Here is a 22,712-nt window from a genome sequence, read left to right on the forward strand (position 1 = left end):
CACGATGAATCTCGTTTTTGCTACCAACAACCGCCATAAACTCGAAGAAATCCAGCTCGCGCTCGGGTCTTCTTTTCATTTGCAGACACTTTCCGATATCGGCTGTACGGAGGAACTCCCGGAAACGGGCCGGACGCTGGAGGCTAACTCCCTCGAAAAAACGAAGTTTCTGGCCGACTACTACAACGTCGACTGTTTCGGGGATGATACCGGCCTGGAGATTGACGCCCTTGGCGGAGAGCCCGGCGTAGATACGGCTTACTATTCCGGCAGCCGCGACGCCGACTCCAACAACCGGAAAGTACTCGAAGTGATGAAAGGTATTGAAAACCGGTCTGCCCGGTTCCGCACCGTCATTACCCTAATCCTGAAAGGCGAAATCTATCAGTTTGAAGGTATTTGCGACGGCTATATTCTTGAAGAGGCCGTCGGCACACAGGGTTTTGGCTATAACCCTATCTTCCGCCCCGAAGGCTACGACCGCAGCATGGCCGAAATGACTATGGAAGAGAAAAATGCCATCAGCCACCGGACGCGGGCGTTTGGGAAGATGGTGGCGTTTTTGGAGGAAAGACTGTAGGACCTGTTTTCAGTTTACGGTTTTCTGTTAGCACCATACTATAACTGAAAACAGAAAACCGTAAACTGAAAACTCATTTCTGCCCATTCCCCAACGTATCCCCTGCCATCTTCTTGTCTTTTTTTCCGAAGACGGAGAAGTGAACATAGCGCTTGGGTTGCTGGCGGAAGTCGACCAGGAGCTTGTCCAGGTCTTTCATCATGAGGTTCAGGTTGGTGTAAAGCTGCTCGTCTTTGAGCAGTTTACCGGCGGTACCCTGTCCGCTTTGCAGGTCTTTCAGCAGGTGTTGCAGCTCGCCGACGGTCTGGTTGGCCTTCGCGACGGTTTTGCCGAGCTGCAGGGCATTCAGGGAATCTGCAAACGTATTGGCTTTGGCCATAAGAGGTTTGATGCCTTTTTCCGTCTCTACCAGTTGGGTCGACAACTGATTCAGGTTACCCATAATCGCGGCAATCCCTTTCCGGTTTTCATTGATGGTGGCGCGCAGGGTCAGGCCCGTTTCGTCCACGTTGGCCAGTAGTTGATTAAGGACATCGCCGGTTTGCTTGAAGCGGGACACCACCACATTCAGGTTCCGGATGAGGGAATCTGCGTCGGTCAGGATGGGTACTGCCTTGTCCTGCAACGCAGCGGTGAGGCCGGTTTGTTTGCTGGATTTAAGCGTATCTCCTTCGGCAATGGCGGCGCCCTTTCCAATCTGCAGCTGGATGGCTTTGCCACCGAGGAGGCCGTTATCAGCAAGAAGTGCGACGGTATTATTGGTCAGCGGGACGTCTTTGTCGAGTGTCAGAACGACCAGGATCCGGTTATTCTGGTTGGCAAGAATGCGGGTTTCCTTGACACGTCCGACGGCAACCCCGTTGACGGTAATCTGATTGGAGGCGGTCAGGCCATCGACGCTGTCATAGATGGCATAGTATTCCCGGGAAGTAGAAAAGAGATCCGAACCTTTCAGGAAGTTAAAACCGAAGTACAGGATGATCCCAGAAATGAGGGTCATCAGTGCTACCTTAATTTCTTTAGACATGGCTTGGCTGTTATCGATGGGCGTTTGGGAAGGGCCCATTTAGGCTTCCCAAAAGTAGGCGAAACTGCTGAAAATGCAGAACCTCTCCTCAAAAAGCGGCCTGCAGACGGTTTCTGCCGCGCCGAGAGTTACCTTCCATTTGGGAAGCTTACGAATCCGCCGTACCTTTGCGACTTCATGGCCGGTGGGGGTTCTTTCGAACCAAAAGGCTGATCGTCAGCCGGTTTCCCGGCCCATCGAATCATTCAAATAACCAGCAATTCCCAAACATGTCAACGGTCACCGCTTCCCGCATTGAACGCGACACCCAACTCTTCGATCTCATCGAGAAAGAAGCTCATCGTCAGGAGTATGGCATTGAACTGATTGCTTCCGAGAACTTTACCTCGAAGCAAGTGATGGAGGCTCAAGGCAGTGTCTTAACGAACAAGTATGCCGAAGGTCTTCCGGGCAAGCGTTACTACGGCGGTTGCGAGGTTGTTGACCAGGTGGAACAGCTGGCCATTGACCGGGCGAAGGAATTGTTTGGTGCCTCCTGGGCCAACGTGCAGCCGCACTCCGGCGCGCAGGCCAACGCTGCCGTTTTCCTGTCATTCCTGAACCCGGGCGACAAGATCCTCGGCTTCAGCCTGGCACACGGCGGACACCTTTCACACGGATCTCCCGTCAACTTTTCCGGTAAGTACTTTCAGCCGTTCTTTTATGGCGTAGAACAGGAAACCGGCCTGATCGACTGGGACAAAGTAGAAGAAATCGCCCTGCGCGAGAAGCCCCGCCTGCTCATCTGCGGCGCGTCGGCCTACTCCCGCGATTGGGACTATGCCCGCCTGCGGTCTATCGCCGATCAGATCGGCGCGCTGTTGCTGGCGGATATTTCGCACCCCGCTGCGCTGATTGCCAAGGGGCTGCTTAACAACCCGATGGAACATTGCCACATCGTATCTACGACAACCCATAAGACCCTCCGCGGTCCCCGTGGCGGCCTGATCCTCGTCGGGAAGGATTTCGAAAACCCCTTCGGTATCAAAACCCAGAAAGGTGATATCCGGACAATGACCAGCCTCCTCGATTCTGCCGTATTCCCCGGCACGCAGGGTGGTCCGCTGGAGCACGTCATCGCAGCCAAGGCCGTTGCCTTCGGTGAAGCGCTGACCGACGAGTTCGCTGAATATGCCCTTCAGGTTCAGAAAAATGCGAAAGTGATGGCACAGGCGTTTGTCGACAAAGGCTACAAAATCATCTCCGGCGGTACGGATAACCACCTGATGCTGATCGACCTGCGTCCGAAGGGTCTCTCCGGCAAACTGGCGGAGAATACCCTCGTCAAGGCTGATATCACGGTGAATAAAAACATGGTTCCGTTTGACGACAAATCCCCGATGGTCACGTCAGGTATGCGTGTCGGAACGGCGGCTATGACGTCCCGCGGCATGAAGGAAAACGAAATGCTTCAGATTGTGGAGTGGATCGACGACGTCCTGATGCACAATGACAACGAAAGCTACATCGCCGACGTCAAGCAGAAAGTGAACACCTGGATGAACGAATTCCCGCTGTATCGCTAAGACCGGCATGAGAAAAAGATTGGGGTTTGTAAAGCGGGATGTCCCTCTTTTCAAATCCCAATCTTTTTAAATTTTAATACGCATTCCCGAATCGCCGTGTCTTTCCTCATTACTTTTGATTTTTTCTTATAAAGACTAGTAAAATGCCTCTGGATCAACTTTGGGACGACGACGAACAGGAAGGTAAAGGTGGAGAGATGACCTTCATCGAACATTTGGAAGAACTCCGCTGGCACATTATCCGGGCGTTGGCGGCGATTCTGGTGTTTACGGTTGCTGCCTTCATCTTTCACAAGGAGATCTTCAACTACGTTATCCTGGCCCCCAAGAACCCCGATTTCTGGACGTACCGCCAAATGTGTAAGCTGGCGACCCTCCTGAATGCACCGGATCTCTGTGTCAATAAAATCGATTTTATTCTCATCAGCCGGGAAGTGACCGGCCAGTTTATGATGGCGATGACCTACTCGGTCATCATCGGTCTTATTTTCGCGTTTCCCTATGCGTTCTGGGAAGTGTGGCGCTTTATCAAACCCGGACTGCACGACATGGAAGTGAAAGCTTCCCGCGGGGCCGTATTCTGGGTAACATTCCTGTTTCTTCTCGGCGCGCTGTTCGGCTACTACATTGTCTCTCCGCTGGCGATTAACTTCCTGGCCAATTTCAAGGTCGACGAGTCCATCGCCAACCAGTTTGATATTTCCTCCTACATCGGTCTCCTGGCAATGATGGTACTTGCCTGCGGGCTGACCTTCCAGTTGCCGATGGTTACGTTCGTCCTGTCGAAAATCGGCCTGCTGACGCCCAAATTCATGCGGGACTACCGGAAGCACGCCTTCATCGTCATTCTCATCGTGGCGGCGATTATTACGCCTTCTCCGGATGTGTTCAGCCAGATGCTCGTGACGGCGCCCCTCCTCCTCCTGTACGAGATCAGTATTTTCGTTTCGGCGCGGGTCAATCGCCAGCGTCAGGCAGAATTAGATAAAACTCTGGGCGACTAGCGGAATTTTTTCTACAAAAACCCGGTTGCCTGAATTGACAAATCGTACGTTTGCGCGTCTAATCCATGCGCATCATGCGATTTGTCAATTTTTTTTGTTCCCAACACAGCCCCACTGTGTCGTTTTTTCCCAAGCCATGAAAAAAATTTATTACCTGACTACGTTTCTTTTTTCCCTCATTTTGTCCGCAAACGCCCAGAAACAACCTTACAGCCGCAAAGGCGAGTTTTATGTTCTGTGGGGATACAACCGATCAACATACCGGAATTCGGACATTCACTTTTACGGCAAAGGGTACGACTTTACCCTGTACAATGTCGTCGCGAAGGACAAACCCAGTCCGTTTGATTTCGAGACGTATTTCAATCCCACCGAATTTTCCATTCCGCAGTACGACCTCAATGCCGGCTGGTTTTTTGCCGATCACTGGGCGGTTTCCGTCGGCTGGGATCACATGAAGTACGTCATGGTGAACGACCAGGCAAGTACGATTTCCGGTCATATTTCAGGGACGGTTTCGAACCCGGATATTCCGGTGAATCCCGCGTATGTCGGCGACTACAACAAGACGCCCATCGTCATCAACTCAAACGATTTCCTGACGTTTGAACATACTGACGGTTTCAACTATGCGAGCGTGGAACTCGATCGGTATGACCGGATCTGGAAAGCAAAAAACGGTATTCAGGGTCTTGACTGGCTCGTAGGCGTCGGCGCGGGCGCTATCGTCCCCCGAAGCGATGTACGGCTGTTTACGGTCGGAAAAAACAACGCCTTTAACTTCGCCGGCTGGGGTACTTCAGTGAAAGCCGGTCTCCGGTTTGACATGTCCCGTCGGCTGTTCCTCCAGGCCGATTTCAAACACGGATATACCCGTCTTTTCGACATTCATACCACCGGCCGCGGCAGCGACCACGCCAAACAGAGCATCTGGTTTACCGAAGGCTACGTAGCGCTGGGGTATAAGTTCGGCAAACACCGGCCGCGATAACAGTAACAACAAACAAAAACAGGCTTCTTACGGAGCCTGTTTTTGTTTGTTGGAATATGCCGTCTGTCCCTTTTCGGACCATCCGCCGGATAACCTAAAACCGGACTGCCTTCACTTTCTGGTCGATCCGCATGACCGACTCCTGGTGAAAATAGAGGCAATATTTTTTCCGGATCAGGTCAATGGCCTGTGAGCGGCCTTTCGTCAGCGGAACGAAAGCCAGTACTACTTTCGAAGGTTCTGAAATCACTTTTCCGGAAGCTCCCCGCCACTGCCCGCGCGCGTCGACTACCGAAAGCCCTTCCGGCAAAACCGGCGTGATTACGCTGTCAGAAAACGCCTGCCAGTCGGCCGGTGCAATCAGACTTCCATCAGGTCGGCTTTGCCCGAAATACAATTCAACACGGGTATACCGGCTGCAGCCGACGAGCGCCAGCGCCAGCAATCCGGTCAGTATACTTTTCATACGTGCAAAAGAGGCTTTATTCTTCCTCCGCAGGCTCCCAGAGCTCTATTTTATTGCCTTCCGGATCCAGAATCCAGCCGAATTTTCCGTAGGTTTCCTCCTGAATTTCGCCCACGACGGTTACGCCTTCAGCCCGAAGCTGTTCAATCAGTTCGGGCAGGTTTTCTACCCGAAAATTGAGCATGAACGGCTTCTCGGAAGGAGCAAAATAGGTCGAGCCTTTGGAAAAAGGGCTCAGAACCGTCAATCCCGTACGCTCGGGCTGCTCTGCTTCGCGCCAGGTGAAGTTCAGTCCATAATCATCCGAAGGAATTCCCAGGCGTTCGGCGTACCATTTTCTAACGGCAGCAGGGTCTTCACACTTGAAGAACACGCCGCCCAGTCCGGTTACTCGTTTCATACAAGGTTATAAGAATGTCTTTCGTTAAAGTACACGAAAGAACCCATACCCCCAAACTTCACTGCCAACCATCCAATCCACACAATTTCTGACTAAACGCAACGCCGGGGGGTGCATCTGACGTAATGGAAAATATCCCTCTGCTTCGCTCTCTTCCGGACATGAGAAAACCACTATTATCTGTTGTCTTCCTGCTGGTTTCCGGCTGGGTATATGCCCAGCAACCACACCCGTTATACTCTTCCAAACAGACACAGCTGCTGGAGAAAAACGCCCGTCTGGCCGCAGACGGGGAAAAACAGTCGTACAGCAAAGCGCTGGAACTCGTCCAGAAACGCGGCTGGTTTGCCGACAAAGTCTTCGCCAATGGCCGGCGTGTACGTCTCCACGGTCTGGATGCGAAAGGTGAACCCGTTTATGTCACAACGTTTTCAAATGTCGCGTCGGCGGCTACGACGAAGACCAACTCCGTTCAGCCGGGCGGCAGTTTAGGGCTTGCCTTGTCAGGCAGCAGTGCGGGGCTTTCCGGCCGCCTGGGCGTGTGGGATGGCGGGGGTGTCCGCCTGGATCACGTTGAGCTGACCGGCCGCGTCACGCAGGTCGATAACGTCACCACCAATAACGAGCACTCGACACACGTAGCCGGAACGATGATCGCCAGCGGTGTCAATGCCATTGCGAAAGGGATGTCGTTCGGTGCGTCGCTCCGGGCCTGGGACTTCACCAGCGACCTTTCGGAAATGACCTCCGCTTCTTCTACCCTGCTCATCTCCAATCACTCTTACGGGCAGCTCGCGGGCTGGGATCAGGATGAAGACGGTACCTGGCGGTGGTATGGTAACGACGCCGTCAGCGAAACAGAAGATTATAAATTCGGCTACTACGATACCCGTGCCAGGGATTTCGACAAGCTTGCCTTCAGTACGCCTAACTACCTGATCTGCTTCGCCTCGGGCAACTCCCGCGATCCGGATAATACCTTCAAACCTGCTGACGGCGCCTCCTACAAACTCGGCTCCGGCACTACCACGAGCACCAAAAGCCGCAACAGCAACGGCTCTTTCGATAATATTTCGACCTATGGAACGGCAAAGAATATCCTGACCGTCGGCGCGGTCTATGCTGTACCGAATGGCGTCAACCAGTCGTCCGATATTCAGCTGGCGTCCTTCAGCGGCTCCGGGCCGACGGACGACGGGCGTATCAAACCCGATATCATGGGCGTCGGGGTAAATGTCCTTTCCTCTTCTGCCAGTGCGAAAGACGCCTATGCGGTATTGTCCGGGACGTCCATGGCGACGCCCAATGTTTCGGGAAGTCTGTTCCTTCTTCAGGAACTTTATTCCCAGCAAAACAGCGGTAGCTTCATGCGGTCGTCTACCCTTAAAGGCATCGTCATTCATACGGCGACAGACGCCGGTAATGCGGGTCCTGATTACAATTTCGGCTGGGGACTTCTCAACATGGAGAAAGCCGCCAAAGTCATCCTCAATACCGATAAAAGCTACTCCGTTCAGGAGCGTGAACTGACTTCCGGGCAAACACAAACCATCGAGGTAGTTGCGTCGGGGCAGGGCCCGCTGCGCCTGACCATCGCCTGGATCGACCCGGAAGCGACGCCGCTGACCATTGCGACGACCGTCCTCAATAACCGTACCGCACGACTGATCAATGACCTAGATCTTCGTATTTCAGACGGAACGACAACCTGGCAACCTTACCTGCTCGATCCCGACAAACCTACTCAGGCAGCTACCACGGGCGACAACGTCAAAGACAACGTCGAACAGATACTCGTTGCCAATCCGGTTCCCGGCAAAACCTATACCGTCACCATCTCCCACAAAGGCACGCTCGTCAACGGCAAGCAAGCTTATAGCCTCGTGGCGAGCGGCATCGGCGGGAAAGCCTACTGCGCTTCGTCGGCTACAGCTACCAACATCAGTAAAATCAGTCAGGTTGTTTTCGGGGGAATGACCAATACCCTGCCTGATGGCTGCGCAGCGAGCCAGTCGTTCCCCGACAAACAGGCCGATATCGGTCCGGGACAGACCGTTTCCTTCCAGATCACTGTCGCCAACTGCAACGGCCAGAATACCACTAAAACCGTCCGCCTGCTGGCCGATTGGAACCTGGACGGAGACTATGACGATACCGGCGAAACGCTTGGTACGTCCGGATCGCTTTCCAGCGGAGGTGTTTACAACGGTTCTGCGACGGTACCTGCTACCGTTGTGGAAGGGCAGCTGATTCCGCTGCGGATTATTTCAGCCGAAGGAACAACCGTCGCCAATTGCGGAACCTATGCCGGCGGGCAAACGCAGGAATATGTACTGCGGGTCGTCAAGCCGGCAAAAGACGCAGGCGTAACAGCTATTGTTTCTCCCGAAAACAGCTTCTGCGCCGGAAATGCAGTGCAGGTGAAGCTCCGGGTACAGAACTTCGGAACCGAAGCCCAGTCGAACGTACCGTTAACGGCGACGATCAAAGACGGATCATCCGTAGTAGCTACGCTCACCGGCCAAACCTCGCTCAGCGCGTTTGAAACGAAAGACGTATGGTTGTCGGGTAGTTTCAATGCTGAATCCGGTAAGAGCTATACGATCACCGGCGTTTCGGCGCTCTCGGGCGATCAGGTATCTTCCAATAACCAGACGGAAGTAACGCGGGCGGTAACCGTCGCCGTAATGCCTCAGGCAACGGCCATGACCTGCGGTTCGGATGGCAAAGTAACCCTGCGCAATGCCGCTTCAGGTACCGCCTTCTGGTATGATTCTCCCTCCGGCGGAAACCTGCTGGCGATCGGTAACGCAGCTTCCCTTGGCCAGAAACCTGCTTCCGGAACCGTCTATGCCAGCCTCAACGAGTACAGCGCCAGCATAGGGCCGGCCACAAAAAGCACGCTTGGAACGGGCGGTTATAACCAGTTTTCTCCCGGTGTAAACGTGCGGGCCACTATTCCGGTCGTTCTCGAAAGTGCCCGCCTGTACATCGGTAATTCGGGGAAAATCACGTTCACCGCCTATACTACGGCAGGTGTGCAGGTATCGACGGTGACGCTCGACGTCACCGCGACCCGTAATCCGGCGGCGTCCGGATCGCAGGCGGACGACGGATCGGACCAGGGCGCCGTCTACCCCCTCGGGCTGGTTCTTCCGGCTGCGGGAGATTATGTCATTCAGATTTCCTATGCCAACGGGGCGACGATCTTCCGGAACCTCGGCAGCTATACCTATCCATTCACGCTCAGTAATGTCTTTTCCATTACCGGAAATGGTGCCGGTACCAGTCAAAATTCATACTACTACTATTTCTATGACCTGAAAGTACGGGCATCGGGCTGTCCGAGCGCCCGCGTAGCGGTTCCGGTAACGGCCGGGTCTGTGACTTCTCCGGCGAAGATAACACCGGCCGACAGCGCCTTCCTCTGCTCCGGAGGTACGCTTACGCTCCAGGCCAATACCGGCACCGGGTTTACGTATCAGTGGTATTCGGGGTCGACGGCGATTTCGGGCGCTACTAATGCCTCTCTGGCCGTTACAGCCGCCGGAAACTACACCGTTAAGGTATCGGAGCCTTCCGGATGTGAAACGACGTCTTCCGTGACGAATGTCTCGCTCCGGAATGTGGCTACGCCTACGATTACGCGTACCGAACTGGCGCTCGTCTCCTCCGAAGCCTCGGCGTATCAGTGGTTGCTGAATGGTGCTGCGATTTCGGGCGCTACGAAGCAGAATTACACCGTGACGCAGTCAGGTACCTATTCCGTCCGGATCACCAATTCTCAGGGCTGTACAGCAGTTTCTGACGGGGTTACGGTGACGATCACGTCGGTTGCAACGGCGCCGGTATCCGTCAGCCTCACCTTACAGCCGAATCCGGCGACGGAGATGATCCGGATCGATTATCAATCCCCTGAGATGACCGGAGCTACGGCGTCGTTTTACGGGACGGACGGGCGCTTCCTTCAGTCGCTTTCCCTCACCAAATCGGGAGAGGTACTTTCGGGAGATTTCCGGCTCGACGGCCTGCCGGCTGGCCTGTACCTCGTGCGGGTATCCGACTCCCGCCGAACGCTGAGCCGCCGGTTCATCAAACAATAATCTTCTGTGCTTTCAGTGAGCAACGAAAATTGATTTTCTCACAGAATACACAGAAACGTAAAAAGGCTACCCTGTCCGATACAGAGTAGCCTTTTCTTCTTTCCGGGGAGACTAATTTCTCCGGAAAAACTGGAGCAGGACAATGACAATCGTGGTATACAATGTGCTGCTGCCTATTTTGATCAATGTCGGGACAATCAGCGACAGATTAAGCGCTTCCAGGCTGAAAAGAATCGTATGGTGAAGCAGCGCCGACAAAAACACGTAGCTAATTACCCAGCGCAGGTTCATGACGGTAATGGTCGGTTCGTTTCGTTCTTCATAGCCTCGCGCCGGAGTCAGAATACGCAGGATAACCGGTCTCGCGAAAGCCAGAAAAACAGTACTCGCCGCATGCAGGCCCAGGGTATTGTAAAAGAAATCCACAAATATCCCGGTCACAAAGCCCAGCAGCAGTACCTGTGTTTTAGGCGTATCAAAGGAAAACGACAGCGTACTGGCAATGTATACGAAGCAGAAAGCATGATCGAACAGAATCATGCTCCGGAAAAAGAATACCTGCAGCAGGAGGTAAATAACTACCCAAAACGTCGTATTCAGAAAGTTGCGGTTCATGGGCTCTCTGTCCGGTTATTTGGTTTTGGGGTTGAGGGTACTTTCCAGCTGCTCCTGCTGGCTTTGAAGCCGGTTGTCAAGAATATACACGTATGACAGGTTCCGGAAGTCTGTTGCAAGCTTCAGGTCGATATCCCAGAAGGTCTGGTCTGCACTGATACCCAGTTTCTTAACAAACCCGACAAAGATACCGGCCGGAAAAACGGAGTTGAAATGGGACGTCACAATGGTATCGCCCATTTTGACCGACTTGTACCGCGAAATATCATACAGTTTGATCTTCTCGGTATTGTCTCCTTCCCAGCGACCCGAGCCGATTTCACCACTCCGCTTCACAGCAGAAGAAATGCGCATAGGCGGATCGATGTGGAGCAGTGAGGTTACCAGCGAAAAGTCCTCCGAGCAACCCTTCACAATTCCGACGACGCCGGTGGGCGAAATAACACCCATCCCCGGCCTGACGCCGTCTTTGGTACCTTTGTCGAGCGTCAGGTAGTTGTTTTGCGCAACGAGAACCGAGTTTTTCACCACTTTGGCGACAATCGGCTGAAAGCGGGACGCTACCGCCGAATCGGCCTTGTAATTCACCGCCTGAGGTACCTGCTTGTTTTTCAGGAAGGTAATCTCGGCGTTGAGGCGGGCATTCTCGACGGCCAGGGCGTGGTTGACTTCACCCAGGTTGAGATAATTCGTTATCGACGCCTGTAGCTGAAGACTGCGGGCAACGTAGTAGTTCGTCGTATGGAAATAAATAGAACTCGGATAATTGTTGAACTTGAAGTAGCACCACAAGCTCAGCACTTCCAGCAGCACAAACAAAATAAACGCCCGCTGCCGGGCGATGAAGGCAAAGAGCTGGTTCATCCGGACAATGAAAATGAAGAGGGTGGAAAGCAGCCGCTACCGTCCGGCAAACCGGACGACACCTGCTTTCCCCCCTCCGCTGTGGCTATCAGCTAATGAGTACCGCCTTGTACTTCTCCAGGTCCTTGAGTACCTCGCCCGTTCCGCGGACAACAGCCCGGAGCGGATCATCGGCAATGTGAATGGGAAGTTTGGTCTTGGCAGCCAGGCGTTTATCCAGACCGTGCAGGAGTGCTCCTCCGCCGGTCAGGTGGATACCGTTGTGGTAGATATCGGCAGAAAGCTCCGGAGGTGACGTTTCCAGGGCTTTCATCGTTGCTTCTTCGATCTTGGAGATGGACTTGTCGAGCGCGTAGGCAATCTCCGAATACGTTACCTTGATCTCTTTCGGAATACCCGTCATGAGGTCACGGCCACGGATTTCGAAGTCGGCCGGCGGGTTGTCGAGCTCCGGCAAAGCCGCTCCTACTTCAATTTTGATGAGCTCGGCCGACCGCTCCCCGATGAGCAGGTTATGCTCCCGGCGCATGTAGTCGACGATATCACGTGTGAAAACATCCCCCGCAATACGAACCGAAGCTTCGCAGACGATGCCCGAGAGGGCTATAACGGCGATTTCTGTCGTTCCGCCTCCGATGTCCACGATCATGGAACCGTTGGGTTGCTGGATATCGATTCCGATCCCGAGCGCGGCGGCGATCGGTTCGTGAACCATGTAGACTTCTTTCGCTCCGGCGTGCTCGCAGGAGTCCTTGACAGCCCGTTTTTCTACTTCCGTGATGCCGGACGGGATACAGACCACCATACGGTGGGACGGCGTGAAAAACCGCAGCCCCTTCCGCTCGTCGATCAGCTTGATCAAACCGCGGATCATGAGTTCTGCGGCGGTAAAATCAGCAATTACGCCGTCTTTGAGCGGACGGATGGTTTTGATGTTTTCGTTGGTCTTTTCGTGCATCTGCATCGCCCGATGGCCGATTGCAAGCACTTTCCCGGTGGTTTTATCGAGGGCAATAATGGAGGGTTCATCCACCACAATCTTGCCTTTATGAATAATGAGCGTATTGGCCGTGCCTAAGTCGATCGCGATGTCGCTGGTTAGGAAATCGAATAATGCCATTGGAAGCCTCTGAGCGTCAGTTTTTTGGTTTCGTTTCTTAGGAATGTGCAAAATTAGAGAATCTTATCCAGAAACCCGTTTTAAAGATTTTTTTAACACAAGCATTCTCAGGGGTACGGTCTTTTAATACGCTTTCACGTATTTGCAGACCGGATTCTGCAGGTAGAGCGGTGGAACCAAATTCGTCAACTGTCTGTTTATCAGTGGATAATATCAATTTTGAATGAAGAAGAAAAAAACAACAGAAAACCATACCCTCACCAAAGAAGAACGTTTTATCTCCCAGCTGAAAGCGGAGATTCTTTCCTTTTTCGATGTCAACTACCGGGATTCTTTTTCCCTGCCCCAGGTATGGGAGCAAATGGATGTACGAGGAAAATCCCTGCGCGAGATTTACCGGCTTCTGACGGATGAACTTGTAGAAGATAAAAAGCTCCTCCTTCGCGACGGCCGCTACCAGATTGATACCGGCCTCCGGTATCGTACCGGACGTGTCGAACATGTCAATAAAAACTATGCATTTGTCGTTCCGGACGATAAAAAACCGGACGAAGACGATATCCGTATTCCGACCGAAAACCTCAATGGCGCGCTCGACGGAGACCTGGTCAATATTTCCATCTGGAAAGGCAGTCGCCGCTCCGGCTACAAACCCGAAGGCGAAGTACTGGAAGTGACGCAGCGGAACCGTACTGAACTCGTCGGTACCTTCGAGCAGATGAGTCCGAAGTACGGGTTTGTCTATCCGGATAACCGCCGGATCTACAATGACTTTTTTGTCCGGGCCGAAGATTTCAACGAGGTAAAAGACGGGGAAAAAGTCATTCTCGAAATCACCAAATTCCCGGCAGAAGGCGTCCGGCCCGAGGGCAAAATCAAAACGGTTCTCGGAAAGGCTGGGGAAAATGATACCGAAATGCACGCTATTCTGGCGGAATTCGGCCTCCCCTACGAATTTCCCGAAACCGTCGAAAAAGAAGCCAACGCCATTTCTGAAAAAATCCTTGTCAAGGAAATCAAGAAACGGAAAGACTTCCGCCAGGTACTCACTTTTACCATCGACCCGGCCGACGCCAAGGATTTTGACGATGCCCTGTCTATCCGCTACCTGGAGAACGGAAACGTAGAAGTTGGCGTACACATCGCCGACGTAACCCACTACGTCCAGCCCGGAACGGCGCTCGAAACCGAAGCATACCTGCGGGCTACGTCTGTCTACCTGGTCGACCGCACCGTACCGATGCTCCCGGAAAAACTATCGAACCAGTTGTGTTCGCTCCGGCCGAACGAAGATAAGCTGACGTTCTCGGCGGTATTCGAACTCACTCCGGATGCGAAAATTGCGAAAGAGTGGTTTGGACGGACCATTATTCACTCCGACCGCCGCTTCAGCTATGAAGAGGCGCAGGAACTACTTGAAAATCAGGAAGAAGGCATAGAACTTCCCTTCCGTGACGACCTTCACCTGCTCAACGATCTGGCGAAGAAACTCCGTACGGAACGGTTCCGGAAAGGGGCGGTCAATTTCGAGACGGTGGAAGTCAAATTCCGGCTCGACGAAAACGGAAAACCGCTGGAGGTCTTTCAGAAAATCCGGAAAGACGCGCACAAGCTTATCGAAGAGTTCATGCTGCTCGCCAACAAGCGGGTAGCGGAATTTGTCTTCCGGCTGAAACCCGACGAACCGCGAAATACCATGGTATACCGGATTCACGAAGCACCCGACCCCGACAGGCTTAAAACCTTTGCGGATTTTGCCCTGCGGTTCGGGTATCAGATTCAGGTTGAGAAAAACATCGCAAAGTCATTCAACAAGATGATGGACGATGTCGAAGGAAAGCCCGAACAAAACCTGATCGAAAACCTCGCCATCCGGACAATGGCCAAAGCGCGGTATTCCACCGACGCCATCGGGCACTTTGGCCTGGCGTTTTCGCATTACTCCCACTTCACGTCGCCCATTCGCCGGTACCCGGATATGATGGCGCACCGTCTGCTGCAACATTACCTCGACGGCGGCAAGCCTGTCGAACGGAATGAGTACGAAGGTCGCTGCAAACACAGCTCCGAACGTGAAAAACTCACCGCCGAAGCCGAGCGCGCCAGCATCAAGTACAAGCAGGTCGAATTCATGCAGAGCCGGGAAGGACAGGTATTCGATGGTATCGTTTCGGGTGTGACGGAGTTTGGTCTCTTTGTCGAAATCACCGAAACCGCCAGCGAAGGCATGGTACGCCTGGCTGATCTGAAAGACGATTTTTATGATCTCGACGCGGCGAACTACCGCCTCGTCGGGCAGCGCTCCGGCCGGATTATCAACTTCGGCGATGCTGTCCGGGTGAAAGTCCGGGAAGCGAACCTCAGTCGCCGGGTCATCGACCTCGAACTGCTCGGTATTCTCACCGCCGGCGATTCGCCCCGGCTGAAGCCGATTCCGACCAATGGAAGCCGGGGCGGCAGCCGCGGAGGCTCCCGGGGAAACAATAGTCGCTCCGGAAGATCTTCCTCCTCTCCGAAAGACCGAAACCGGTCTTCCAACCGGAAAAAACGATAAAACGAAGGCCGTCTCCCAAACGAGACGGCCTTTTTTCTGTGCAGTCTGTGTATTCTGTGAGAAATAAAATACAGCTCACAGAATACACAGACTGCACAGAAGTCGTCACTTGAGGGGTTCTTCCGAAAGAAACCCTTGAAAACGCACCCTATACGGCAAATTTTTCCTACCTTAACTCGTTACTTGGATCACTGCGGCGCCCGGCGCCGATGAACCCATACGACGACTATGAACGCCTCTCCCGTCGATTCTCTGCTCGTCCAGCTCGACGAGTACAAGCGGAAATACTATGCCAATCTTCTCCTGAAAGGAGTCATCTTTTCGGCGGCGGTAGTATTATCCGCATACCTGCTTTTCAATACACTGGAATATTTCGGTCATTTTGGAAAGACCTTCCGGACGCTGCTGTTTTTCGGCTTTCTGGGGGTCTTCCTGAGTTCGATGCTCTTCTGGGTCATCAAACCGTTGATATTCCTGTATGGACGGAAGAAACCGCTCTCGAATGAAGAGGCCGCCCGGCAGATCGGGCGGTTTTTTCCGGAAGTGGGCGACCGGCTGCTGAATACCCTTCAACTGGTCAGCCAGAGCCAGAGTGATCTAATTCAGGCATCCATCCGGCAGAAATCGCAGCAACTGGCAATCGTGAAGTTTACGGATGCGGTAAAGCTGGAGGAAAACCGGAAGCACCTGAAGTATGCGGCGGTGCCGGCCGTTGTTATCGCCGCTATTCTCTTCGTTTTTCCTCAGTTTTTTACGAAGCCGACGACGCGCCTCGTTCAATTCCGGAATGAGTTCGCGGAGGAAGCCCCTTTTTCTTTTTTCCTGGAAAATAAGTCATTACAGGCCTTCCGCAACGAAGACCTGGTCGTGGAAATGACACTGAAGGGAAACGCAGTACCGGAGGCTGTATACCTCAACGTAGCCGGCCGGCGGTTTAAAATGGAGTCGTCGGATCTCCGGCATTACTCCTATACCTTCCGGAAACTGCAGCAGGATTTTGATTTTACCTTCGAAGCGGCAGGCTATTTCTCGCCTTCCTATGACGTGGATATCGTTGCCCGGCCGAGCCTGACCGGTTTCGACGTATCCCTGCAGTATCCCTCCTACCTCAACAAACCTGCCGAGACGCTTAAAAACACCGGAAACCTCACCGTGCCGGAGGGTACAGTGGTGGAATGGCAGTTTTCCGCAACGGAAACCGATGCCGTCAGCCTCTCCTTTTCCGGCAAACCGGAGCCCGCTGAAAAATCGATGCTCGGAGGTTTTCACCTGGAAAAGAAAGTGCGCACGTCAGGAGAATACCAGGTGTCGCTTCAAAATAAGTATGCGTCCAACCTGGAGCCGGTCAGTTTCTTCCTGAACGTCATCCCGGATAAATACCCCGGTATCACGCTGGAACAGTACCGGGACTCGACGCTATACAACTACCTGGTACTGGGCGGTAATATTTCCGATGACTACGGAATCTCCAATCTTCGGCTGTTCTACCGCATAATCCGCGAAAATGATACGCCGAAAAGCTATGCATCGCTGGGTATCCCGTTCTCCAAAGGACAAACCATCCAGAGCTTCTATTACCAGTGGGCCACAGATTCGCTCAGACTGGCGCCGGGAGACAAAATCGAGTACTATGTCCAGGTGTGGGACAATGACGGCGTAAACGGCGCGAAATCGGCCAAAACGGGGCTGATGAACTACGCTGTTCCGTCGAAAAAAGTCATTGAGAAAGAAATCGAGAACGCCGTGGAGAAAACGGAGAACCAGCTCGACCGCTCTCTTTCCAAGGCACAACAGCTCAAAAAAGAACTGGCTGCACTCGAAGCCCGTCTCCGCAATAAGCGCGACCTCGATTACCAGGACAAAAAGCAGCTCGAAGAACTTATCAAAAAACGGGAGCAGTTGCAGGAAGAACTCCGCCAGTTGCAGGAGCAGAATATGTCGCTGACGCAGAAGCAGCAGCGGTTCAACGAGCAGCGACCGGAGTTGGCGCAGAAATTCGAGCAGCTGCAGAAGCTGATGGACGAGTTGTTGAAAAGCGATTCCGACAAGCTCTACGAACAGCTGAAGCAGATGCTCGAAAAGAATCAGGACGAGCGCCTGCTCGAAATGCTCGACCGTATGAAGGCAAAAGAGCGGAATACGGAGAAGGATCTCGACCGGGCTATGCAGTTGTTCAAACGTCTCCAGCGGGAGCAAAAGCTTGAAAAGTCGATCGACGAACTCAAAAAGCTCGCCGAAGAGCAGCAGAAACTCGCCGAGAAAACAGACCAGCAGAAAGACACCGCGCCGAAGGATACCAAAGATGCGAAGAAAAATGAAGCTGATTCATTGAAAAACGCTCAGAAAGACGCGAAAAAGAACGAGTCCGACTCCTTGAAAAACGACGGCAAAAACAACGAACAGAAGGACGGGAAAGACAACAAAGACGGGAAGGATTCCAAAGACGGAAAAGAAAACAAGGACGGAAAGGACAGCAAGGACGACAACAAGGGCGAAGACAGCAAAGACCAGAAGGATTCAAACTCTCTGGAAAACGAGCAGCAAAAGTTGCAGGACGAGATGGAGGACATCAAAAAGAACCTCAACGACGTCGAAAACCTGAACAACGAGCTCAAGGACATGCAGGAGAAGGATATGGGCAAGAAAGAGCAGCAGGAAATCTCCGAGCAGCAGCAGCAGAGTCAGCAGGACATGAAGAGCGGCAAGAACCGCTCCTCTTCCCAGCGGCAGAAAAAAGCGGCGCAGCAGATGAAGCAACTCGCCCAGAAATTGTCAGACATGAAGCAGCAGGCGGAAATGGAAGAGAACGAGGAAAACATGGATGACCTGCGGGATATTCTCGAAAACCTGGTTCGCCTCAGTTTCGATCAGGAGCGGCTGATGAAGGATTTCCGCGGCGTGCAACTGGCCGATCCCCGCTTTGTGAAACTGGCACAGGAGCAGATTAAGCTTCAGGACGACGCCCGGATTGTCGAAGACAGCCTTTACGCCCTGGCGAAGCGGGTACTGCAGATCCAGGCGTTCGTGACGCGGGAAGTCGGCGATATGAAGAAAAACATGGACGATGCTGCGCGGTTTATCCGCGAGCGGAAGCTGCCGATGGCCACTTCCAAGCAGCAGTTTGCGATGACGAACATCAACAACCTGGCGCTGATGCTGTCGGACGTCTTGAAGCAGATGCAGGAAAACGCCATGAGTATGATGTCGGCGTCTCAAAAAGGCAAGAAAAGCAAGCGTCAGCCCGGCAACAAACCCAGCATGGGCAAGCAGCAGGAGCAGATGAACCAGCAGATGCAGCAGAGCCAGCAAGGGCAACGCAACGGTCGTGCCTACTCCGAGCAACTCGCGAAAATGGCGGCTGAACAAGCCGCGATCCGCAAGCAGCTCCAGGAGGCTATGGATAAGCTACGGGGCACGGAAGCCGGGAAAAAGATGCAGGGAGAGCTGAACGAGCTGATGAAGAAGATGGATCAGACCGAGGAAGACCTTGTCAACAAGCGGGTCACGCCGAATACCATCAACCGGAACAAGGAGATTCTGACCCGCCTGCTCGAATCCGAAAAGGCCATGCAGGAGCAGGAAGAAGAGCAGAAGCGCAAAGGAGAAACAGCGAAGGAACAGCCCCGGAGGGTCCCTCCTGCTTTTGAACAATATGTGAAGGAAAAGCAAAAACAAACGGAACTGCTCCGGACGGTCCCGCCTTCCCTTTCGCCGTTCTACAAAAAAGAAGTAGACCAGTATTTCCGAAAACTGAAATAGTTATCCACGTGAAACAAAAGCCGGGGCATCGCTCCGGCTTTTTTATTTTATGCTAGTAAATATCTAATAATCAGCCTATTACAACTCAAATAATTTATCCACGCGTTATCCACTTTTCTATCAACACGGTTATCCTCCGGGTTATGCACAAAGTTATCCACATTCCATTTCCCGTATGTCCTCCCGGGATTTGAGTGTATCTTTGTGATTCTCAATGACTAAGCAATGATTCGTTTTTTTACGGAGGATGTGGAGTTTGCCGTTCCGTTTCCTCAGAAGACCCGCAAATGGCTGAAGGTTGTAGCAGAAGCGGAAGGTACTTCCGTCGCGGAGTTGAACTATATCTTTTGTTCGGACGAGTATCTCCATCAGATCAACGTCGAGTACCTCGATCACGATACCTACACCGACATCATAACATTTGATAATTCAGAAGACGAAAACGCCGGCCTGACCGGCGATATTTTCGTGAGCGTGGAACGAGTTACGGACAACGCCCGTTCTCTCGGCATTCCCTTTGTCGATGAATTGGCACGTGTTCTCGTCCACGGTATCCTGCACCTTTGCGGGTATAAAGACAAGTCGGACGAGGAAGAAAAAGCCATGCGCGAGCGGGAAAGTCATTACCTTCTTCTACGGAAATAGTTTGTTCCACGTGAAACCCGCCGGAATTTCTATTCTTCTCGTTTCACGTGAAACAACATTGAAACAATCAAAAATCTTTCGGATTCACTCCCCGTGCCCGGGAGGCCATGTGTTGAAAATGAGTGGGGTACATTAGGCTATGTTCAGAGAATACGATGTTATAGTGGTAGGTGCCGGGCACGCCGGTTGTGAAGCGGCACATGCTGCGGCCACGATGGGTTCCCGCGTTTTGCTGATCACCATGAATATGCAGACCATCGCACAGATGTCCTGCAACCCCGCTATGGGAGGCGTCGCGAAGGGGCAGATCGTCCGCGAGGTCGACGCGCTCGGCGGCATGTCCGGTATCATTTCGGACAAGACCATGATCCAGTTCCGGATGCTGAACCGCTCGAAAGGACCGGCAATGTGGTCGCCCCGGTGCCAGTCAGACCGTGTTCGGTTTGCTGAAGAATGGCGGCTTGCATTGGAACAAAATCTCAACGTCGACTTCTGGCAGGAGATGGTTTCGGGACTTTTGGTGGAAGAAGGGAAGGCAGTCGGCGTCGTTACCCAACTTGGCATTGAAATTCGTGCGAAGGCCGTCGTATTGACCAACGGTACCTTTCTCAACGGACTTATTCACATCGGAGAAAAGCAGTTTGGCGGCGGGCGAACCGCGGAGCGGGCGGCGACGGGAATCACCGAGCAACTCGTTCGATTGGGTTTTGAAGCCGGCCGGATGAAGACCGGGACGCCACCGCGGGTAGACGCGCGCAGCCTGGATTTCTCCAAAATGGAAGAGCAGAAAGGGGATGAGCAACCAGGAAAATTCTCCTACCTCGACACCCCCGTTCTGGCCGAACAACGCAGCTGCTGGATTACCTATACCAACGAAGAAGTCCATAGTATTCTCCGTACCGGGTTCGATAAATCACCCATGTTTGCGGGTCGTATCAAAGGGCTTGGGCCCCGCTACTGCCCGTCTGTGGAAGATAAAATCAACCGTTTCGCAGACAAAGACCGGCACCAGATCTTCGTCGAGCCCGAGGGTTGGAATACCGTGGAAGTCTATGTAAACGGGTTCTCCACCTCACTTCCGGAAGATGTGCAATACGAAGCGCTCCGACGCATACCCGGCTTTGAAAATGTTCGGATGTTCCGTCCAGGCTATGCGATTGAGTATGACTTCTTCCCTCCTACACAGCTAAAATCAACCCTCGAAACCAAGCTGGTCGACAACCTCTTCTTTGCAGGGCAGATCAACGGAACGACGGGCTACGAAGAAGCTGCCTGCCAGGGACTCATGGCCGGTATCAACGCGCATAACAATGCGCATGAAAAAGCTCCCTTTGTTCTCCATCGTTCGGAAGCATATATCGGAGTTTTGGTCGATGACCTCATTAACAAAGGGACCGAAGAACCCTACCGGATGTTCACCTCACGGGCGGAGTACCGAACCCTCCTCCGCCAGGACAATGCCGACCTGCGTCTTACCGAGAAAGCCTATGCCCTCGGGCTGGCGTCTCAGGAGCGATACGATCGCGTTGTCCGGAAGAAGGAACAAACAGCAGAATTGGTTGGCCTGCTGAAGAAACACAAAGTCGCCCCTGAAGAAGTCAACCCTTCACTGGAAAATCAGCAATCTGCGCAACTCCGGGAAAAGACTACGCTTTATCACCTGCTTAAGCGGCCGGAGCTTGACATGCCGAAACTTCGGGAACTGAGTCCTTCTGTTGCAGAAGCCCTCGCTTCGTTTACCGACGAGATTCAGGAGCAGGCGGAGATCAATGTGAAGTACGAAGACTACATGGAGCGGGAAAGATTGCAGGTTGAGAAGCTGGAACGGCTCGAGAATCTTTCCATCAACCCTGGTTTTGATTACGAGAAACTGACGGCTCTTTCGAAAGAAAGTCGCCAGAAACTCAGCCGAATACGTCCCGAAACACTCGGTCAGGCGTCCCGAATCAGCGGCGTTTCACCGTCTGACATTTCGATATTGATGGTCCACCTTGGCCGTTGACCGCTCTGCGCGATTCTCAAGCCCTTCTCCGGAAGGGCTTTTTTGTTTACTTAAGGAAAATTAACGGGGAAATCCCCCGAAGGCAGGAGCCCTGCTTTCAAGACCATCGGCTATTTTTGAACCATGAAAATGGAAACCTTATGTACCTGCCCGGTTTGTCAGAGCAGCAGGTTGTCTCCCTTCCTGACGTGCAAAGACTATACCGTAAGCCAGGAAGAATTTACTCTGGTCCGCTGTGATACCTGCGGGTTCGTGTTTACCAACCCCCGCCCTACAGAAGCGGAAATCGGAAGGTACTACCAGTCGACCGACTACATCTCCCACAGCAATACCAAAAGAGGTCTCGTTTCCCAGGTATACCACGCCGTTCGAAGAATTACCCTGAAGAATAAACTGACCCTGCTCAATCGTCTCGTTCCAGGCAAAGGCCGGTTGCTCGACGTTGGCTGCGGTACCGGCATGTTCCTCTCCGTTTGCCAGGAGGACGGCTGGAAAGTATCCGGTATAGAACCGGATTCAGGCGCTCGGAAGCTGGCCGAAGAGCAGATTACCCAGCCCGTCAGTCCGGAGATACTCGGGAGTTATGCGGGGGAAACCTTTCAGGCCATTACCCTCTGGCACGTCCTCGAACACATTCACCGGCTGGAAGAAACCCTGGCCTGGCTCAACGAGCGACTGGCCGCTGACGGCCGGCTGATCATCGCTGTCCCTAATCTTGAGTCGTATGATGCCTCACGGTATGGAGCGCAATGGGCAGCGTATGACGTACCGCGACACCTCTACCATTTTGCTCCGAATACCCTTAAACCGCTGATGGGACAGTATGGATTTGTGCTGGAGGAAACCCTTCCGATGCCATTTGATTCATTCTATGTCTCCATGCTCAGCACACGGTACCGGGATGGAAAAACCCGCTACCTGGAGGCTATCCGGGAGGGACTCAAGTCCAATAGCCTCGGTAAAGGCGAGCGCCCCAACTACTCCAGTCTGATCTACGTATTCAAAAAAAGGTAACCG

At 53.1% G+C, this 22,712-nt stretch carries 16 protein-coding genes; 10 read left to right on the forward strand and 6 right to left on the reverse strand.

Features of this window, described 5'->3' with window-relative positions; all coding sequences use genetic code 11:
- Nucleotides 1–4: 4 nt before the first annotated feature.
- Nucleotides 5–580 (forward strand): RdgB/HAM1 family non-canonical purine NTP pyrophosphatase, encoded by a 576-nt coding sequence (gene rdgB, locus BLR09_RS07395; RefSeq protein ID WP_093199845.1) that lies wholly within the window; start codon nucleotides 5–7, stop codon nucleotides 578–580.
- A 73-nt stretch (nucleotides 581–653) separates the two neighbouring features.
- Here rdgB and BLR09_RS07400 read toward each other — a convergent pair whose 3' ends face one another.
- Nucleotides 654–1,607 carry an MlaD family protein gene (locus BLR09_RS07400; protein ID WP_093201354.1) on the reverse strand — a complete coding sequence of 318 codons (954 nt, stop codon included), beginning with the start codon at nucleotides 1,605–1,607 and terminating at the stop codon, nucleotides 654–656.
- A gap of 269 nt (nucleotides 1,608–1,876) precedes the next feature.
- On the opposite strand from BLR09_RS07400, the gene BLR09_RS07410 reads away from it, so the two are divergent.
- The 3 genes from BLR09_RS07410 to BLR09_RS07420 all read left to right on the forward strand — a co-directional run bounded on the left by BLR09_RS07410 (nucleotide 1,877) and on the right by BLR09_RS07420 (nucleotide 5,167).
- Nucleotides 1,877–3,172, forward strand: coding sequence for a serine hydroxymethyltransferase (locus BLR09_RS07410; protein ID WP_093199850.1), 1,296 nt, complete (start codon nucleotides 1,877–1,879; stop codon nucleotides 3,170–3,172).
- A 143-nt stretch (nucleotides 3,173–3,315) separates the two neighbouring features.
- A complete protein-coding gene (gene tatC, locus BLR09_RS07415; RefSeq protein WP_093199852.1) occupies nucleotides 3,316–4,176 on the forward strand; it encodes a twin-arginine translocase subunit TatC in 861 nt (286 codons plus the stop codon).
- 136 nt (nucleotides 4,177–4,312) lie between these two features.
- The gene (locus BLR09_RS07420; RefSeq protein ID WP_093199855.1) at nucleotides 4,313–5,167 is read left to right on the forward strand and encodes a hypothetical protein; all 855 of its coding nucleotides are present in this window, start codon (nucleotides 4,313–4,315) and stop codon (nucleotides 5,165–5,167) included.
- 94 nt (nucleotides 5,168–5,261) lie between these two features.
- Here BLR09_RS07420 and BLR09_RS07425 read toward each other — a convergent pair whose 3' ends face one another.
- Together BLR09_RS07425 and BLR09_RS07430 are read right to left on the reverse strand one after the other, a co-directional pair.
- On the reverse strand, nucleotides 5,262–5,633 hold the full coding sequence (locus BLR09_RS07425; protein ID WP_093199858.1) for a DUF3574 domain-containing protein: 372 nt from the start codon (nucleotides 5,631–5,633) through the stop codon (nucleotides 5,262–5,264).
- A 16-nt stretch (nucleotides 5,634–5,649) separates the two neighbouring features.
- Complete coding sequence (locus tag BLR09_RS07430) at nucleotides 5,650–6,033, reverse strand: VOC family protein (RefSeq protein WP_093199861.1); 384 nt, start codon at nucleotides 6,031–6,033, stop codon at nucleotides 5,650–5,652.
- Between the two features lie 161 nt (nucleotides 6,034–6,194).
- Between BLR09_RS07430 and BLR09_RS07435 the strand changes: the two genes are divergently transcribed.
- A complete protein-coding gene (locus BLR09_RS07435) occupies nucleotides 6,195–10,136 on the forward strand; it encodes a S8 family serine peptidase (RefSeq protein WP_176785486.1) in 3,942 nt (1,313 codons plus the stop codon).
- Between the two features lie 111 nt (nucleotides 10,137–10,247).
- Here the strand turns inward: BLR09_RS07435 and BLR09_RS07440 are convergent, their stop codons facing one another.
- The 3 genes from BLR09_RS07440 to BLR09_RS07450 form a co-directional block, all read right to left on the reverse strand.
- Nucleotides 10,248–10,751 carry a hypothetical protein gene (locus BLR09_RS07440; protein WP_093199866.1) on the reverse strand — a complete coding sequence of 168 codons (504 nt, stop codon included), beginning with the start codon at nucleotides 10,749–10,751 and terminating at the stop codon, nucleotides 10,248–10,250.
- A gap of 15 nt (nucleotides 10,752–10,766) precedes the next feature.
- Complete coding sequence (gene mreC / locus BLR09_RS07445) at nucleotides 10,767–11,615, reverse strand: rod shape-determining protein MreC (RefSeq protein ID WP_093199869.1); 849 nt, start codon at nucleotides 11,613–11,615, stop codon at nucleotides 10,767–10,769.
- Nucleotides 11,616–11,703: 88 nt separating this feature from the next.
- On the reverse strand, nucleotides 11,704–12,735 hold the full coding sequence (locus BLR09_RS07450; protein WP_093199872.1) for a rod shape-determining protein: 1,032 nt from the start codon (nucleotides 12,733–12,735) through the stop codon (nucleotides 11,704–11,706).
- A 223-nt stretch (nucleotides 12,736–12,958) separates the two neighbouring features.
- Here BLR09_RS07450 and rnr point away from each other — a divergent pair, with 223 nt between their 5' ends.
- The 5 genes from rnr to BLR09_RS07475 all read left to right on the forward strand — a co-directional run bounded on the left by rnr (nucleotide 12,959) and on the right by BLR09_RS07475 (nucleotide 22,709).
- Nucleotides 12,959–15,289 (forward strand): ribonuclease R, encoded by a 2,331-nt coding sequence (rnr, locus tag BLR09_RS07455; RefSeq protein WP_093199875.1) that lies wholly within the window; start codon nucleotides 12,959–12,961, stop codon nucleotides 15,287–15,289.
- Nucleotides 15,290–15,517: 228 nt separating this feature from the next.
- Nucleotides 15,518–19,048, forward strand: a complete 3,531-nt coding sequence (locus tag BLR09_RS07460; RefSeq protein ID WP_093199877.1) for a DUF4175 family protein — start codon at nucleotides 15,518–15,520, stop codon at nucleotides 19,046–19,048.
- 225 nt (nucleotides 19,049–19,273) lie between these two features.
- Nucleotides 19,274–19,693 (forward strand): rRNA maturation RNase YbeY, encoded by a 420-nt coding sequence (gene ybeY, locus BLR09_RS07465; RefSeq protein WP_093199880.1) that lies wholly within the window; start codon nucleotides 19,274–19,276, stop codon nucleotides 19,691–19,693.
- Between the two features lie 139 nt (nucleotides 19,694–19,832).
- Nucleotides 19,833–21,695: a tRNA uridine-5-carboxymethylaminomethyl(34) synthesis enzyme MnmG gene (gene mnmG, locus BLR09_RS07470; RefSeq protein WP_093199882.1), complete on the forward strand. Its 1,863-nt coding sequence runs from the start codon at nucleotides 19,833–19,835 to the stop codon at nucleotides 21,693–21,695.
- Nucleotides 21,696–21,818: 123 nt separating this feature from the next.
- A complete protein-coding gene (locus BLR09_RS07475) occupies nucleotides 21,819–22,709 on the forward strand; it encodes a class I SAM-dependent methyltransferase (protein ID WP_093199885.1) in 891 nt (296 codons plus the stop codon).
- The last annotated feature ends 3 nt before the right edge of the window (nucleotides 22,710–22,712 follow it).

The sequence above is a fragment of the Siphonobacter aquaeclarae genome, from assembly GCF_900103285.1.
Taxonomy (GTDB): Bacteria; Bacteroidota; Bacteroidia; order Cytophagales; family Spirosomataceae; genus Siphonobacter; species Siphonobacter aquaeclarae.

What these genes read in the sequence shown, in the direction of transcription:
- rdgB (WP_093199845.1), top strand. Translation starts at nt 5, where the DNA reads ATGAATCTCGTTTTTGCTACCAACAACCGCCATAAACTCGAAGAAATC.
- BLR09_RS07400 (WP_093201354.1), bottom strand. Translation starts at nt 1,607, where the DNA reads ATGTCTAAAGAAATTAAGGTAGCACTGATGACCCTCATTTCTGGGATC.
- BLR09_RS07410 (WP_093199850.1), top strand. Translation starts at nt 1,877, where the DNA reads ATGTCAACGGTCACCGCTTCCCGCATTGAACGCGACACCCAACTCTTC.
- tatC (WP_093199852.1), top strand. Translation starts at nt 3,316, where the DNA reads ATGCCTCTGGATCAACTTTGGGACGACGACGAACAGGAAGGTAAAGGT.
- BLR09_RS07420 (WP_093199855.1), top strand. Translation starts at nt 4,313, where the DNA reads ATGAAAAAAATTTATTACCTGACTACGTTTCTTTTTTCCCTCATTTTG.
- BLR09_RS07425 (WP_093199858.1), bottom strand. Translation starts at nt 5,633, where the DNA reads ATGAAAAGTATACTGACCGGATTGCTGGCGCTGGCGCTCGTCGGCTGC.
- BLR09_RS07430 (WP_093199861.1), bottom strand. Translation starts at nt 6,033, where the DNA reads ATGAAACGAGTAACCGGACTGGGCGGCGTGTTCTTCAAGTGTGAAGAC.
- BLR09_RS07435 (WP_176785486.1), top strand. Translation starts at nt 6,195, where the DNA reads ATGAGAAAACCACTATTATCTGTTGTCTTCCTGCTGGTTTCCGGCTGG.
- BLR09_RS07440 (WP_093199866.1), bottom strand. Translation starts at nt 10,751, where the DNA reads ATGAACCGCAACTTTCTGAATACGACGTTTTGGGTAGTTATTTACCTC.
- mreC (WP_093199869.1), bottom strand. Translation starts at nt 11,615, where the DNA reads ATGAACCAGCTCTTTGCCTTCATCGCCCGGCAGCGGGCGTTTATTTTG.
- BLR09_RS07450 (WP_093199872.1), bottom strand. Translation starts at nt 12,735, where the DNA reads ATGGCATTATTCGATTTCCTAACCAGCGACATCGCGATCGACTTAGGC.
- rnr (WP_093199875.1), top strand. Translation starts at nt 12,959, where the DNA reads ATGAAGAAGAAAAAAACAACAGAAAACCATACCCTCACCAAAGAAGAA.
- BLR09_RS07460 (WP_093199877.1), top strand. Translation starts at nt 15,518, where the DNA reads ATGAACGCCTCTCCCGTCGATTCTCTGCTCGTCCAGCTCGACGAGTAC.
- ybeY (WP_093199880.1), top strand. Translation starts at nt 19,274, where the DNA reads ATGATTCGTTTTTTTACGGAGGATGTGGAGTTTGCCGTTCCGTTTCCT.
- mnmG (WP_093199882.1), top strand. Translation starts at nt 19,833, where the DNA reads ATGTTCAGAGAATACGATGTTATAGTGGTAGGTGCCGGGCACGCCGGT.
- BLR09_RS07475 (WP_093199885.1), top strand. Translation starts at nt 21,819, where the DNA reads ATGAAAATGGAAACCTTATGTACCTGCCCGGTTTGTCAGAGCAGCAGG.